This window comes from Tepidanaerobacter syntrophicus, from assembly GCF_001485475.2.
In the GTDB taxonomy this organism is placed as follows: Bacteria; Bacillota; Thermosediminibacteria; order Thermosediminibacterales; family Tepidanaerobacteraceae; genus Tepidanaerobacter; species Tepidanaerobacter syntrophicus.
Map to the genome: position 1 here is coordinate 289740 of NZ_DF977002.1, position 16170 is coordinate 305909.

Annotated in this window: 11 protein-coding genes; 4 read left to right on the plus strand and 7 right to left on the minus strand. The window is 38.3% G+C overall.

The features are described from left to right. Position 1: 1 nt before the first annotated feature. The 6 genes from TSYNT_RS08865 to TSYNT_RS08890 form a co-directional block, all read right to left on the minus strand. Positions 2 to 1879 (minus strand): NADH-quinone oxidoreductase subunit NuoF, encoded by a 1878-nt coding sequence (locus tag TSYNT_RS08865; RefSeq protein WP_059033200.1) that lies wholly within the window; start codon positions 1877 to 1879, stop codon positions 2 to 4. Next, positions 1863 to 2366 carry an NADH-quinone oxidoreductase subunit NuoE family protein gene (locus TSYNT_RS08870; protein ID WP_059033202.1) on the minus strand — a complete coding sequence of 168 codons (504 nt, stop codon included), beginning with the start codon at positions 2364 to 2366 and terminating at the stop codon, positions 1863 to 1865. The genes TSYNT_RS08865 and TSYNT_RS08870 overlap by 17 nt, the downstream gene beginning before the upstream one ends. Positions 2367 to 2687: 321 nt before the next feature. Continuing rightward, a complete protein-coding gene (locus tag TSYNT_RS08875) occupies positions 2688 to 7175 on the minus strand; it encodes a coiled-coil domain-containing protein (RefSeq protein ID WP_059033203.1) in 4488 nt (1495 codons plus the stop codon). Then, positions 7138 to 7914, minus strand: coding sequence for a DUF6063 family protein (locus TSYNT_RS08880; RefSeq protein WP_059033205.1), 777 nt, complete (start codon positions 7912 to 7914; stop codon positions 7138 to 7140). Before TSYNT_RS08880 ends, TSYNT_RS08875 begins: the two co-directional genes overlap by 38 nt. 24 nt (positions 7915 to 7938) lie before the next feature. After that, positions 7939 to 9438 (minus strand): hypothetical protein, encoded by a 1500-nt coding sequence (locus TSYNT_RS08885; RefSeq protein WP_059033207.1) that lies wholly within the window; start codon positions 9436 to 9438, stop codon positions 7939 to 7941. A 119-nt stretch (positions 9439 to 9557) separates the two neighbouring features. After that, positions 9558 to 10643 (minus strand): Wadjet anti-phage system protein JetD domain-containing protein, encoded by a 1086-nt coding sequence (locus TSYNT_RS08890; protein WP_059033209.1) that lies wholly within the window; start codon positions 10641 to 10643, stop codon positions 9558 to 9560. Positions 10644 to 11389: 746 nt separating this feature from the next. On the opposite strand from TSYNT_RS08890, the gene TSYNT_RS08895 reads away from it, so the two are divergent. Genes TSYNT_RS08895 through TSYNT_RS08905 form a run of 3 tightly spaced genes read left to right on the plus strand, consistent with a single transcriptional unit; the run spans position 11390 to position 14485 of the window. After that, on the plus strand, positions 11390 to 12538 hold the full coding sequence (locus tag TSYNT_RS08895) for a COG1470 family protein (RefSeq protein ID WP_059033212.1): 1149 nt from the start codon (positions 11390 to 11392) through the stop codon (positions 12536 to 12538). A 2-nt stretch (positions 12539 to 12540) separates the two neighbouring features. Next, positions 12541 to 13494 carry an ABC transporter ATP-binding protein gene (locus tag TSYNT_RS08900; protein WP_059033213.1) on the plus strand — a complete coding sequence of 318 codons (954 nt, stop codon included), beginning with the start codon at positions 12541 to 12543 and terminating at the stop codon, positions 13492 to 13494. Next, positions 13484 to 14485 carry an ABC transporter permease gene (locus tag TSYNT_RS08905; RefSeq protein ID WP_059033215.1) on the plus strand — a complete coding sequence of 334 codons (1002 nt, stop codon included), beginning with the start codon at positions 13484 to 13486 and terminating at the stop codon, positions 14483 to 14485. The genes TSYNT_RS08900 and TSYNT_RS08905 overlap by 11 nt, the downstream gene beginning before the upstream one ends. 163 nt (positions 14486 to 14648) lie before the next feature. On the opposite strand, the gene TSYNT_RS08910 is transcribed toward TSYNT_RS08905, so the two are convergent. Then, the gene (locus tag TSYNT_RS08910; protein WP_083497723.1) at positions 14649 to 15707 is read right to left on the minus strand and encodes a cellulose biosynthesis cyclic di-GMP-binding regulatory protein BcsB; all 1059 of its coding nucleotides are present in this window, start codon (positions 15705 to 15707) and stop codon (positions 14649 to 14651) included. A gap of 116 nt (positions 15708 to 15823) precedes the next feature. Here TSYNT_RS08910 and TSYNT_RS08915 point away from each other — a divergent pair. After that, the coding region (locus TSYNT_RS08915; protein WP_174221088.1) for a UPF0236 family transposase-like protein at positions 15824 to 16170 on the plus strand (347 nt) is incomplete at its 3' end.

Below are 16170 nucleotides of genomic sequence, written 5' to 3' on the forward strand. Positions count from 1 at the left end.
CTTATTCCTCCCTTATGGCATCAAAGGGGCATGCATCTACACATGCAAGACACCGCAAGCATCGTGTAATGTCAATTTTATGAGGTTCCCTCGTTTTGCCTTCAATAGCTGATGCAGGACATATTTTCCTGCATTTTCCGCAGCCGCGACATTTATCCGGGTCAATAGCAAGTTGGCCAAGGCCTTTACATACCTTTGAGGGGCATCTTTTTTCAACTACATGTGCCATATATTCATCTTTAAAATATTTCATCGTTGTCAATACCGGGTTAGGCGCAGTCTTCCCAAGGCCACACAAGGAACCGATTTTTACTACTTCGGCAAGCTCCTCTAAAAGTTGTAAGTCTTTTATATTCGCATTACCTGACACTATCTTTTCTAAAATCTCCAGCATTCTTTTTGTTCCTTCTCGGCATGGCACACATTTGCCGCAGGATTCTCTTTGGGTAAAATCCATAAAAAACCGGGCCACTTCTACCATACAGCTATCCTCATCTAAAACTACCAAACCGCCTGAACCCACCATAGCACCGGCAGCTTCCAGAGAATCAAAGTCCATAGAAATATCAAGGTGCTCTTCGGTCAAACATCCGCCTGATGGCCCTCCAATCTGAACCGCCTTAAACTTCTTGCCGTTCCTTATGCCTGCACCTATATCAAATATTATTTGGCGAAGTGTAATACCCATAGGCACTTCAATTAAGCCCGTGTTGTTTATATTGCCTGTCAATGCAAATATTTTCGTTCCGGGGCTTCCGGGAGTACCTATAGTCAGATACCAATCAGCTCCGTTAGATATTATAAGAGGTACATTTGCAAAGGTTTCTACATTGTTTAAAACCGTAGGTTTCCCAAAAAGGCCCTTTTCAACAGTGCGAGGCGGTCTGGGGCGAGGCATTCCCCTAAAGCCTTCAATAGACTGAGTAAGTGCCGAACCCTCACCACATACAAACGCGCCTGCTCCCTTGTTGATATGAATATCAAAATCAAAATTGCTGCCTAATATGTTTTCCCCGAGAAATCCCCATTCATGTGCTTGCTGTATGGCCACCTGCAGTCTTTTAACCGCCAGAGGATATTCACCTCTTACATATATGTAGCCTTCCCTGGCTCCAGATGCATATCCTGCTATTATCATGCCTTCCAGCATCCGATGAGGATCACCTTCCATTACGCTGCGATCCATAAAGGCTCCTGGATCTCCCTCATCTCCATTGCACACCACATACTTTATATCCGCATCCTGCATAAGAACCTGTTTCCACTTTTTCCCTGTCGGAAACCCTGCTCCACCGCGCCCTCTAAGTCCGGATTTTAAAATCTCATCGCAGACCTCTTCAGGTGTCATTTCCGTTAACACCTTTGCCAGTGCTTTATAACCGCCACATACAATATAATCTCTTATGTCTTCGGCATCAATTTTGCCGCAGTTTTTCAGCACAAGCCGCGTTTGGCGGCGATAAAAAGGAATTTCATTTTCTTTTAGAAACTCTTTTTTCTCGGCAGAGTCTTTAAACAAAAGCCGCTTAACAGGCTGCTTTCTCAAGACTGTGCTTTCAACAATCTCCTCAACATCCTCGGCCTTTACCTTTACATATAAATAGCCTTTAGGTTCAATTCTAACGAGAGGGCCCATTTCACAAAATCCATGGCAGCCGCTAGAAGATATGCCGACTCCTTCTTTTCCTTCTTGAATTAGCTTTAGATCAGTATAAAGCCCCTTTTTGTGTAAAACTTCTTTGAACTTCTCGTAGACCTCTAGTGAACCGTTAGCAATACATCCGGTCCCTCCGCATACAAGAATACGCATGTGGTAGCCTTGCACCATTTTGCTCAACTCATCATATTTCTCTTGCAACTCATTAACTGTCCTGATCATTGCAGCTTGCCTCCTTTATATCATTAATCAGCTGCCTTACCTTCTCAGGTGTCATGTTTCCATATACCTTGTCGTTTATAACAATCACAGGTGCTAGACCACATGCTCCCAAGCACGAAACAGTATCAAGCGTAAAGAGCATATCATCGGTCGTTTTTGTATCACCCTTTAAATTCAATATTTCTTTGGTGGTAGATAGGATTTTATCCGAATTTCGTACATGGCATGCCGTTCCATCACAAACCTTTATCAGATTTTTTCCTTTTGGCTCCAGTGAAAAGCTTTCATAAAAAGTAGCAACGCCAAATATTCTAGATGGCGCTATACCCATAGCAGTAGAAATGTAAACAAGAATTTCTTCCGGTAAATAGCGATAAATCTCCTGCACTTCCTGAAATATGCTTATGAGATTTGACGGCTTATAATCATATTTCTCAAGAATCTTGTTTACCTTTTCAAAGTTTCTGCATGAAATATCATTTACCAAATTTAAGACCTCCTTTGTCACGGCATTTTGAAGTCAAATTCATGTATGCTTGTTAATATTTTCACAAATAGGGGCAAAAATAAAAGTTTAAAGTATTATTCACTCATGCCTTGTACCTTTGTTGGATATTATATTTGATTGTTAAAAATTTGTCAATACGCACTGCTATCGGGTTTCAGTAAATTAACCATCCCCTCATCTTATAGAAATATAAGTATTATTTAGATAAGGGGTGGTTAATTTATACTAGGCCGGCCAAGCTTTTAAATTATGCAAGCAGACACTTGTCTTGGTTTTGTCACAGCAGTAATTCCTTTTTTATTATATCTTATTTACCCGTCCGCCGTGAACTACCCTTCCGGTGACTGTTCCTGACTTTCCAGAATCTTCATCGCCTATGTTCAATGCCCAAAATACAGGAAAACGCTCACTTATTTCGGCTTTTATTATCTCTGGAGCAGCAAAGGCTATAATTTGGAAGTTTAATTTGTCGGCAATCTCAAAGATGGGATCTAAGACATGATTCCCTGATGCACTACCAAAGGGATTGTCCAGTATGAGCACTGTCCAGGGATTGTTATTCCCAAAATGGCGTTTTTTGTAATTCATCAGCATCATTATCACAAATGTGCTAATTGATAAGGTTTGCCCTCCGCTGCCTTCGGGTTGATCGCCTTCCCCCTTGTTTATAGCTTCCCATGTGGTGTAGTAGTAGTCATGGGGTTTGGCATATCGGAATTCATTTTTCTCAGTCATTTTGTAGACCATAAGCGTAGGGTATCTGCCTCGAACAGCGCGAGAAAATATAGCCTGATCACCCATCATCTTTTCGATCATTTCATCTTCTATATCGTCTGTATCTTCATATTCTTTCACAACCTCGGCTATTGATTCAACGAAATAATCTCTTAAGGTGTAAAAGACATCTCCTTCATTTTTAGGGAGCTCTTCCTCTTCCTTAAGTTTCAGCAAAGGAAAGACATAGCCGTTTTCATTGACATAGTTCATGCCTGCCACCATTTCCTTTAAAGATTCCACCATTGCCAAGGCATGTCTTGAGGCCCGTTCTGCCCAAGTGTTCCGAATTTCTTCAGCCTTAGATTTGTCTGAAGATATGCTGTTTATTTCCTTTTGAAAGTGGTCTTTCATGGTGTAAAAAGAAACTAAGTTGCTGTCATACATTTCAATTTGTGTATCTTGAAGGCTGCTGAGTATTAAATTCTTAAGTAGATCGTCCTTTATCTCCTTCTTTACTATATCTATAAACTCTTGAAGGTTTTGGCCTGCCTGCTGATGATTTTGCAGCAACTGGTCTTTTGATCTTTTGAATTTATCCTCCCACAAGTCCAATTCCTGTCGGGAATTTTCGCGAATTTTTATCATTAACTCTTCACTAATTTTGCCTTTTTTAAAGTCCAGCTCACTATATACCTTTATGTCGGAAATAACATCTTTAATATTATTTCTGTCTTGTTCTCTTGCAGCTATTATATCTTCGGTCTCGGCGAGAAAGCTCTTATTATCTTTTAAGCCTTTGTCTATAAGATATTCTTTTTCATCAAGATTGGCATCTGCCCATATTTGGGTAGGTTTGTCATATTCCTCTTTTATTTGTCTTTGAATTTTTGCTAATTGTTTCTGAGCCTCTTCTATTTTGGTTTCAACCTTTACAAGCATCTTCGACAATCGAATAAGTGTTTCGCCGGCTTTCTCAAGTTCACCTTCTATAAAATCCCTCTTTAAAGACAGAGTGTCCGCTGTGCCCTCAATGGGTTCATATTCCTGCCAGTTTTTATCAATTTGTTCCAGATCATTTTCTACATCGGCCAGCTTTTGTTGAACAAGTTCGATATCTTTGTTAATTAAGCTAATATCATTATTTCGAATCTCCATGTCTTTTGAAAGACTCTCCCACCTGGAAATATCCAATGTAAAATCTTCGTCAATTAGTAAATACACAGGTTCTGAAGTACTTTCCACAATTTTAGTTTTAAATCCGGATTCCACAAACTTTGCATCATTGATAATAGCTTTTATTTCTTTTAATTGAGTTTCAACTTGTATTTTCCATGTTACATGATTTTGAACATCTTTATCTTTCAGCCTTCGATACTCGTCAATCTGTTCCTCTAAACGTTCACATCGAAGATTTATGGCTTTTAGTTTTTCTTCTACTTCAATAATTTCCTTTTCCCTGACCCTTATCTGCTGCAAGCGCTCTATGAATTCGGAGAGAATATCAATTTTTTTTGCGGTATCTTGATTTTGTTTCTTGCAGTTATCTAATCTGCAGCCGATTTTTTTCAGGTCTTCCTGCAGTGTGCTGATAGTTTCTTTAAGTTTGATATCATCAAATTTTAGTTTTTCAAGTTCTTCTTCCTTCTCCTTAAGCTTTATATATAGTGCTTCTGAGCTTTCCTTGTCTTGCTGAAACTTTATATCTTTGGCCAAATCCTGTAGTTTATGGATATTTTGGCTTACGACCTGTAATGCATCTTTTAATTTTCCGTCTCGGTCTAATATATTATTTTTCCACTTAATATATGCTGATGGATTTAAAACCAGTTCCAATTCATCGCCGGCAATGATTTCAAAAGCGTATTTACCTTTGCCTTGCATTGCTGAACGGATATATATTGGAACAGATGAACGTAAAAATATATTTTCTTTGAGATTTTCCTTTAAAAGCTCCCAATCCTGTAAATTTGCTATTACAATCCCATGGATAATTGAGGGGAAGTCCTCAATAAGGCGGTGTTTATCATCATCTCCAAGGGAGCTTAAAAACTCCGTACCCAATTGGGCATTGATTCCCAAGCCTTTGATTCTATTTTTTATCGAGAGAATATCATTGTTCGGCACCCAATAATCTTCTTGGTTTAAACTTTTATCGATATTGTTTTCCCATAGACTCTGCTTAAGTTGGTCAAGCTTTATTTCTTTTTCCTGAATTAGTTTTTCTAAATCATATAACCTGTCTTTTAACCAACTGTCTCGGTATGTTTCATTAAGTGCATCCAAATTCAGCTCATTTGCAATCCTAAGTTTTAAGGAATCTTCTTGGCCTTTTAGCTTGGTAATTTCCGTCTCTATTTTGTCAATTTCAGATTCCATATATTTCATGTCTTTTTCTTTGCCGTTTTGATGAATTCGACAATCATATATCTTTTGGTTAATATTATCCATGTCTTTTTCTAATTTTTCTATTTCAGTCTTTTCAGCCTTGTCTTGCCCTTTTAGCTCCTCTATCAGCATCTCCGGTAAAATCATTCTCACTGGATCAAATATCCGAGAAAGTTCCTCTCGTTTATTTTCCAGAGCATTTCTGTCGTTTTGGAATTGAATTATTTTAAGTTTTTCATCATTAGCCGCTGTGTCCTCTCTCTTTTTATCTCTTGCAAGTTCATTTATTTTGCCGTTCAAATAAGCCTCATAAGATAAATGATCCCTGCTTATTTTAGACCAGCGGTTTATGGTATTTTCCCATTTACTTCGGATATTAATTTCTAGGGTTTGTATCTTTTCTTCGGTATCTTTGAGATTTAAATCTTTTACGAGCTGCTCTCTTTTATTTATATGGGATTGTTTTTCATCTTCCAATTTGCTCATTTTTAGCAGCAGCTCGCTGATTCCGTAGCGCTTTATGTCAATTTTGAGTTCTTCAATTTTATCTTTTATCTCATTAATCGAGGTATCCAGTGCCAGTTTCTGGCTGGTTAATTGTTCAACTCTCCGGTATTCTCGAGCATATTCCAGGTTATCTTTTTCATATTCTAACTCCCTTATCTGAGCCTGGGTTTTATCCCTTTCATCTTTCCATTTTAAAATATCGTTTTCAATAGTAGTCAGTCGATTGTTAAGTCCGGCATACAGGTTATTTCCTTCTTGAATGGAATTGTTTAAAATCCTTTGTCGCCGCAACCCTATTTCTGTCAGTTGTATCAATGGTTCTATATAGTTTAACAGTTTTCTGTAATCTTGCTCCCGTTCTATAAGTACAGGCAAATTTTTAGTGATACTTAAATTGCTTTTGAATATTCCTTTTAAATTGTCTTGGTCCCCTTCGGAAAAATTTCTCATATTCTCAGTTATGGCAGGGATTATAAATTTGTCAAATACCGTTTTATTGTCAGCGGCACGAGAAAAATAATTCCCCGAGCCCCCTTCCTGTCTATTGATTAGCTTTAATACTTCCCACTCGGAACGATGTATTCCTTGACTTTTAAGATAATTATAGTAATCCGAATCTAATCTCCTAACGGAGCTTTTGGAGTATTTTATAAAATATCTTTGATACTTGTTTATAAATTGTTCAAACTCATTATATTCAGTAACTTTACCGGTTCTTGAATCATAAGCGGGAATGTTATCCAAGGTAAAGATGTCATTTTTATCATGTTCGTATGTATATAAAAAATAGTTGAGACCTGCCCGTTCTTCGGTCTCATCATCATCGTTCAAATTTTGTCTTACGGCAGTGACACATATACCGGTAATCAGCCATTTTTCCGGTATGGTATCCAGTTTCCACTCTATCATTACATGGAAGGTGTAGGGGCGGAACCGGTTTTTTTGATCGTAAAACATGCCGGTAATCTTGTTGCCTCCCTGTTTGCCCCATCGAGTCTCAGGCAAAACGATTTGAGATAGAAGTTGCATAAATACGCCCTTTCCTCCCTGATTTTTTAGAGTGAATAGAGTGTGATCCGGCTCACCGTCTCTTGTTAAATCATATACTGAATTCTCATGATATTTTCTAAAGCCATCATATTTACAGCCCGTTATCCTGATTCCGGTTATTCTCGGCATCAGCAATTCCCTCCTCGGTTCTTTGAATCAAGTCCATTATCTCTTTATATCGATCCCGTTGATGGTATAAATAATTTAGTCTCTCATACAACTCAATTTTAGGTATTATCTTTAATTCATTGACATTGTTAATGATGAGTTTCTGATCGGCTAACGGACGCATGGCTTCATATATGAAACCAAGACGAGTGTTTTTATTCCTCTGCACATCCACATCACCGGTTTTTGATTCCTTGTACATGGAAAAATCATTATTCCAAATATCGTAAATCTCCTCAACGGCGATTCCCCATTCCTCGGCAAAACCATCTTCTTCATCCAACCGGGTTTTCCAGGAGTCAAGCACCTTTGTCACCTGTTCCTCCAGTTTATAATAAGTCACTCCTTCCTCTTCCCACCTCACCCGTATATCATTTTCCTTATCTATTTCCGCAAGGTAAATACAAATAATTATATTGGCAAGATAGAAGTATTTTTTTCTGTCGAGTTTGTATTTGCTTTTCATATGTGTATATGAAGTGGCAAAAATCGAGTCACGGGCTTGGCTTACAATATGCAAGTTCTCCCTGGTGTCTAAAATCCTTAACCCGGCTCCTTGGGCCATAGCTTTTACAACTTCCCTTATTTCAGGTTCCTCCATATAGGAATATACTCGGGCATCAGTCAGTGGCAATATTTTATTTTCAAGCAATGAAAAAAACACCTCAGAACCTTTTTGTAAATGCTCATGAGTAATCAAGGCAAGCTCTCCTCCCTAACTTTATTATTCTAAGTTTGATTTACTAGGCAAAAGTTTAATCTTATAGGGTGAAACATAAAGTTCTTCCCATCTCAGAGGTTCTTTATCCTCTTCATTGACGCTTGATATCCTCCGGCCTATTAGCTTTTTATATTTCGGATTTTTATCACATAATCGCCGAAACAGCTCCAGCCTGTCATCATTTGTTTCTTGTTCTTCAAGCTTTAGTTCTACTTCCGTCACTACAAACATCATAAAAAGCTCAATATTTTTCTTTTGCATAAGCCATTTTTGTTTTTTAAAACTGTCTATATCCTGTAACTCTGTTATGGAAAATTCATTATTTTTCATAAGTTCATCGAATATGTCTTCCCACAGCTCTACAATTATATCCCAATCTGCGGATTTTGGCTGCCAGGTTTCTTCTTCGTCAAAATCCTCATATATCTCTTCATTGGTCTCTGTTTTTTTGATTTTTTGCTCTTCCCAGGCCCATTCTAATGGATATATGAAATCCACCTCGGGAGAAAACAGCGGATTCAAAAGACTTTCTAATACATCAAAATTGGCCAGCCCTTTTTTATCAATTACATTTTGCCAGATATCTTTTTTAAAAGTTAAATCGGAAGTCTTCCAGAAACTATCCGGATACTTAACCCGGATTTCTACTTCAAATGCCATATTTTCCACTACAAGTTTTGCAAGTACATCGTGAAGCGCTCTGGCTACTTCCAGGCTTTCAAATACCTGCTCTGCCTCTGCTCTGGCCTCAGCAGGAAAAGAATTAAGCCGATTCTTCCATGAAAACATATCTTCAAATACCTTCTTCTCGTCTTCAAACTGCCTCTTTATTTCATCTTCACTCTTTCGTCGGCTGTTTTTACTATCCATAAATATTATTTGAGGATTTCTAAGCACATCCTGCCGGTAATCCTTTTCCCGCCGTATAAGAGTTCTTACCCTGGCAATTAAATTACTGACACTGTTTTGAGCTTTATTAAAATTCCCGGATTTTATTAATTGCAGAGTATAGAACTGCTCAATGTCAAACCCAAATTCCTCCAATATTTCCCTGGTTATAAATATAATTTCCTGGGCTTCTTCAGTCAGCATATATACGGTGGAACCGCCCTTTTCCCATTGACTATGCTCCCTGTCGGGTTTTAGGTAGCGAAATTTATATAGCTCATGGGTCCTCGTTTCTTCATCAAAAATATAACAGGAAAAAGGATCCTGCCTATTCGGATCCTTATACCATAAAACTCCGTCTACCAGCCGTTCTGCCACCTCTTTTGAGGCCGCAAAATCCATCTCTCTTAATATTTCTTCGGTCATATAGATTAGATCCTGTCTGGTTCTGTTTGGATTCTCTGTTATTTCCCGGCGAAAGATTTTCAAAAGGAGAAGTAGGCAAATCTCATGAGCATAATCGTTTAAATCTCCTACATCCATACCGGTTCCAAGCATCCTAATGGCTTGGGTCTTTTTTAATCGATCTTTTAATCCCTTTTCTACCCTATCCATCTTTACTCACCTTAAAATTAATGTATTAGCTAATTGCAGATAATTCAATGTTCTGTGTTGCATAGGCATGATGGCCTGCTGCTGTTTAGCGTCTTGTCTCGTGTCCGTCAGCTTGTATCCTACAATTTGTCCCTTTCAGGAACGGTCTTTGACCTTATCAAATATTCATAAGTAATAAACTCTTGTGGAATTCTCCGATTTGCATACCACAGTCTTTTTAGATGTTTCACCGTTTCATGATAATTATTTTCGGCAAACTCACTTATAACAAAATTTAAATTTTCGATATTCGTATTCTGAGCTTTTTTAATTGGATAAGATTTTCCAAAATCTAACAAATTTTTATATGCATCTAGTTGAAGTGAAATATTTACGGAAGGATATGTTTCCCTTAGGGATTTGTAAATCATATAACCTTCCGGGTCAATATCCCCAAAATAAAAGACCTTTAAGCCGCCGATATCGGCAATCTCATGGATGAAAGCAAAGCTGCTTATTATATCCTTGCCTTGACCGTAAATTATGGCGTCGGGAATAATGCCAAATAGGTCATATCCCTTTGCCGCAGCCCTTTTAAAAGTAAAGAATGTGGAATGATTTTCCAAAATAATTGCGGTTTTAATCTGCCTTACGCCCCTGTTCCAATATGCAAACATCTGGCCGTATTTTTTCATTTTAAGGTCTTCATAAGACAGCTTTAATCTTTTGATTACTCCGTTGTCCGGTTCTTCTTTTGGGTCTAAAAACTTCTCATTATCAAAAAGCTCTAAACACCTTTCCTCGCAACTTGCCCACTCTCGCCAGTCTCTGTTTTGCAAAAACTCATATATTCGTAAAATAAATTGCCATTCTCTGTCAGTTTGCAGCCTCGGATATTTAATATATGTACTAAGGTCCAATAAATCGGACAGTCTTAGGATGTCTTCACTCTTCCATCTTGGAGTAATCACATCTTCTGTAATGTACCATCGAAGTTTCAATGGCGGATATTTGCCATTGTATCCCACGGTTTTCATTGGTTTTATATATCCTTCTTGCAGGAGTGTTTCTAAAGCCTCGTATAGGCCATGGTAGCCGCCCTTTTTATGGTAAGCGGAGGATCCTCCTGATTTTTCCAACAAAAACTTTTCAAGATCATCTAAATAAAAACTTTTCCGATTTTTTTGTTTGTAGTCATTCAAAAAGACTTTTATAAGATTGTACATAATTTCCCTTCCCAAATTTCGTGGTTATAAAATGATTTTCTCATAATTTGGCAACAATCTTTTTTATCTATAATTGCATACTCCTTTGATTTACATATAACTTTATCACATACTTTTTTCACCACAGCATTTACCCAAGCCTCGCTTTCTTTTTCTTAAAGCTTTTCTTTTTAGGCATATCCGAATTATTTGCCGCTTTTTACAAAGCTCAAATATCACAGTCCCCTTAATGACAATTAAACAAAGAACTTATTAAATATATTATACCATGTAAACTATTTTTATATTATTATAAGGCCGGGTATAGAAAAAATCTTCCCTGGGACGGTTGCATTAATATCCTTCAAAAACATTATACTATACTAGAAAGCTAATATTCGGGTTTTGCTGCATTAAAAAATGGATAACCCTTCTATCTCATATTACAAGGACGGTTCTTTTGTGTTGTCTGACAACAGAGCACAGAGGCAGAGCACAGAGGGACGGTTCTTTTGTGTTGTCAGACAACACAAAAGAACCGTCCCTCTGTGCTCTGCGCTCCCTCTGTTATTATTCTTTTAATTATCTTGCTATAGTCCACTTGCAAGAAGTTTTTACCTTGGAGAAGGCACAGCTTGTTACCTTAAGGAATATCTATGCGGCACTCTTATTCAGCTTTATAAAATTGTAACAAAATCCTCACAGTTTTTTCAAAATTATGCTCTAAAATATTATTTAGAGATTATGTTCAAAGGAAGGTGAAAAAGATGTCAAGGAGTAAAACCAAAATTTTAGCAGCAATAATTCTTATCCTGGTAATCGGTCTTTGTCCAACAGCTTATGGTGCAAACGGTTTAATCATTTATACTCAATATCCCGGAATTTCAGCACAGCCCGGCAATAATATAACTTTTCCTCTTATAATAAAAGGTTCTGGCTTTATAGACATTGCTGTAACAAGTATTCCATCCGGCTGGACAGCTGGAATTTATGGGGAAGGTATGAGGGTTCACCGAGTATATACATCTTCAGATGTTAATGCAGAAGTAGATTTGCGTGTCCAAATTCCTTCAGAGGCAAAAAATGGCAGCTATAATTTAGTAGTTCAGGCTTCAGGTGCAGGCGGCACATCTACTTTAACCTTAAACATCAAAATCGATACCAATGCGGAGGGTGCTGACAAGATAGATGTGCAATACCCTTCTCTTTCAGGGCCGGATACTGCCACATTTAGTTTTAGAGGCACTCTTTACAATAACAGCGGCCGTCCGAGATTCTACACTCTTGGCGCTGATGCTCCCGAGGGCTGGCAGGTTTCTTTTAAACCGGCATACCAAAGCAATCAGATTACAAGCCTCAGTTTAGAGGCAGGCAAATCGCAGGATCTTGATATAGTTGTGCAGCCGCCAAAAGGAGTCAAGGCCGGAAAATATAAAATAACTGCGGCAGCAGTCTATGGAAGCGAAGTTGCAAAAGCAGATTTAGAAGTAGTAATTTCGGGTACTTATCGTCTCAAGCTTTCTACACCTTCTGACAGGCTAAACGCCGATCTTACAGCAGGTAAAGAAGGATCGGTAACTTTAGAACTGGAAAATCAAGGGAGTGCAGACCTGCATGGTATAAACCTTTCTGCAAGTACGCCTACAGGCTGGACTGTTGCATTTAAACCGGATTCCATAGAAACACTAAAAAGCGGAGAAAAGAAACAGGTTACTGCATCTATCACCCCTAGCGCCAAAGCCATTGCGGGAGATTACATGGTGACCATAACCGCTTCTACTGATGAAACATCTGATAGCATAGATATTAGGACGACTATTCATACTTCCACATTGTGGGGTTTTATAGGAGTTGTAATAATTTTTGCGGTAATAGCTTGGGTAGTTACAACCTTCAGGAAATACGGGCGGCGATAGCAATGGATACCCAAACAATAATTGAAATTCAAAATCTGGTAAAGCAGTACGGGTCTATCACAGCAGTTGACAATTTAAATCTTTCGATATGCAAGGGTGAAATTTTTGGCTTGCTGGGCCCAAATGGCGCAGGAAAAACTACTACGATATTAATGCTTATGGGGCTTTGTGAACCTACTTCCGGCAGTATCAGTGTAGCAGGTTTAAATCCGGCGCGAGAACCTATTCTGGTTAAAAAAATAGTTGGCTACATGCCTGACAGTATCGGCTTTTACGGGGATATGACCGGCAGGGAAAATCTTTATTATACCGCAAATTTAAACAGGATTCCAAAAGAGGAGCAGGAAAAGAGAATTGATTTTCTTATAAGCAAGGTTGGCCTCAAGGAGGCTGCTGACAGAAAAGTAAGGGAATATTCCAGAGGCATGCGGCAGCGTCTCGGCGTAGCCGATGTGCTTTTAAAGGATCCGGAAGTAGTATTTCTTGATGAGCCTACTTTAGGTCTTGATCCGGAGGGTACTGCAGAACTTTTGGAAATTATAAAAGAGCTTGGCAAAAAAGAAGGTAAAACCGTTTTAATATCTTCCCATCTCCTTCATCAGGTACAGGCTATTTGCGATAGAGTAGGAATTTTTGTAAAGGGCAAGCTTGTTGCGTCAGGCACTATTTCTGAGCTTGCTCAAAAAATAGGCGGCGAGCGGGCTGTGGAAATCAAGGCAACTCCTCTGGAAGATTTTCCCTATAATGCGATAAGCGCTATGCCGGGTGTAGATTCCGTCAGTGTTCAGGATGATATGATTATTATCGATGGTGCAGGAGAAGAACTTGCTCCTAAAATAGTAAAAGCACTTGTTGAGCGCGGCATGAATATTTATCATGTTAAAGTACGAGGCTCAGACCTTGACGACATCTATCGTCGGTATTTTCAGGAAGAAGGTGCAAAAAATGATAAGTAAATTGAAAAACATTTTTGGAATTAATACTTCCGAATCAACTTCCAAGGAAATCCTCGGCGGAATAGATGTAGTATTTTTCAAGGAGCTGGCCGATCAGCTTTCTAGCATAAGATATATTATTTTGTTTGCGCTGATTACTCTTACGGGTGTAGTTTCTTTTTATTCTGCAATATCTAATATAGGGACGCTGACTGAGGATTCGGGAACAAATTTTATTCTTATTCGCTTATTTACAACTTCAGGCACCTCACTGCCTTCTTTTACATGGTTTTTGTCACTGCTCGGCCCGCTCCTGGGACTTTCTATGGGTTTTGATGCCATAAACGCCGAACAGTCTAACGGAACACTCACAAGGCTGCTGGCACAGCCCATATACCGAGATGATGTTATCAACGGAAAGTTTTTTGCACGGCTTTTTATACTGACTTTAATGACCTTTGCTCTAGGTGGATTTGTGGCAGGTATGGGTATTGTGCTGACAGGAGTCGCGCCGGAAGGTGAGGAAGTTGTAAGGCTTATAATATATTTGCTATTAAGTGTAGTTTATATGGCTTTTTGGGTTGCGCTTTCAATGTTGTTTTCTGTTATTTTCCGGCAGACTGCAACTTCAGCTCTTTCTACTATTGCATTATGGCTGTTTTTTACCATATTTCTTCCTATATTTGCAGGCATGGTGGCAGATACTTTATTTCCTGTAACCGATAAAGCAGATGTGCTGACTCAGCTTTATAATATAAAATTGTCCCAAGGGATAAGCAGGCTTTCTCCTTCAACACTTTACAGCGAAGCTGCGGTTACTATTCTTTCTCCAAATGTCAGAACATTAGGACCCGTCCTCCTAGAGCAGGCATACGGCGCCGTACCCGGCTCATTGCCTCTCGGCCAGAGCCTGCTTTTGATATGGCCACATCTTACAGGCCTTATAGCGGGAACAATGATCATCTTCGGGATAACTTATACACTTTTCATGCGTCAGGAAATACGAGCTTAAAGTTAACTAAAACATCATCGAAGGCACAAATAGTAATGGCCATCCCTTCAAGCAGATAGGGATGGCCTATTATGCATTCTTAAGGCACTTTACTTTTTGAAAGTAAAGCATCTTGCCGAGATTTTATTGCTTCAATAATCAGCGTATTATTGGTTTAAGCCTTCTATTCTTTACTTCGGCTTATAATTATTAAGACATAGACACTTATAATTATAAGCATAATGAAGAAAATCAAATATATTACAAATTGTGGGTTATCTTGCAATCTTGTTTTTTCGGTAGGAGAGCTTTGAGCAGTTTTTTCTTTCGGCGCTTGTGATGGTTTTACGAAATAAGCAGTATAAATATCTCCGTCGCTGTCGATTACCGCAGCATCCCCTTTAAGTTTTAAATTAAACGTAAAGTCTTTAAGATACATTTCGGCTGCTGTCAAATTTTCTTCTTTTGGCGCCGTTATAACCATTAAATGTTTTTCACCATTAAAGGGGGAGGTGGTCAACTGGATGGATGCAAGATTTTTATTATAGCCTTCAATCAACGCCATCTTGGGGCTAGACTCAAATTTTTCAAACTTGCCGTCAAACTTTATATAGAGTTTATCATTTAAGTCTTTAATAGCAGCATTGTCTTTCGGTGTTCCTATCACTATTATATTGGCATCTGTCGCCGCAAGTTCTGCACCTTTGACTGCTGACAAATTTTTTACATCTTTTATATTATGTCCCATGAAAGCCACTATGTTCGAAGCCATCGTCAGATATTGTTTATCTATTTTATCCGGCAGTACAAGCAAAGTATCATCCAATGATCCGTTTTTTATAAAAATATCCGGATAATACTCAAGATATCTTCCTTCGGCTATTTCTCGGGGAAAGTTAAATGTTGTATCTTTGGATATTAGTGCCCATATTTCTCCGTATCTAAGATTTTTACAGTCAAATCCGTAGGGCTCAAGATAAAAGACTACTTTAAGTTCTAACAAATCGCTGTCTCTAAGCTCTTCGGGAATTTTTACTTTAATCTCGTCTTCCTCAGCTCCCTTTTCGCTTAGGAGCTTACTGGCCAGCGGAATATTGTTAAGGTAAACCGTTACAGATGATTTGTCAAAATCTAATGCGCCTGTATACCTTAAAGGAATATTTATAAAGGAATCCTCTTTTAGCCGGCAATTTTTAGGTAAATTTATCGAAAATGTTGCTTGCTGATAAAATATGCCTTTGATTGATAGTGTAAAATATTTCTAGGTTTTTTGCAGGAAAAATTCATTCGGACGTAGAAAAAAGACCTCACCATCCTTTCCACAGGATGAGTATAAACTCATAGAAAGGTGAGGTCTTTATGGAACTAATTCGACTTGTAATGGATAAATTCCTGCTTGTAGAAGAAAAAATATTTAAGCTTTTAGATGGGAGCTATACATACCCTGAATTTGAACAAGAGCTAAAGGAAGTACTAAGCGATCTAGGTAAAGATGTATGCCAAGATGTACTAAATGAACTAGATGAAAAGATATACAAGGACAAAGATAAGAGAAAGGACTGGAAGGTGGTACAAAAGGGCTGTAAAAGGACAATCGTAACACCCTTTGGAGACGTAAACTACGAGAGAAGGTACTACAAGAACAAAAGTACAGGCAAAAGAGCTTATCTTTTAGATAATGCGATAGGAATAGAAAAACATGAAAG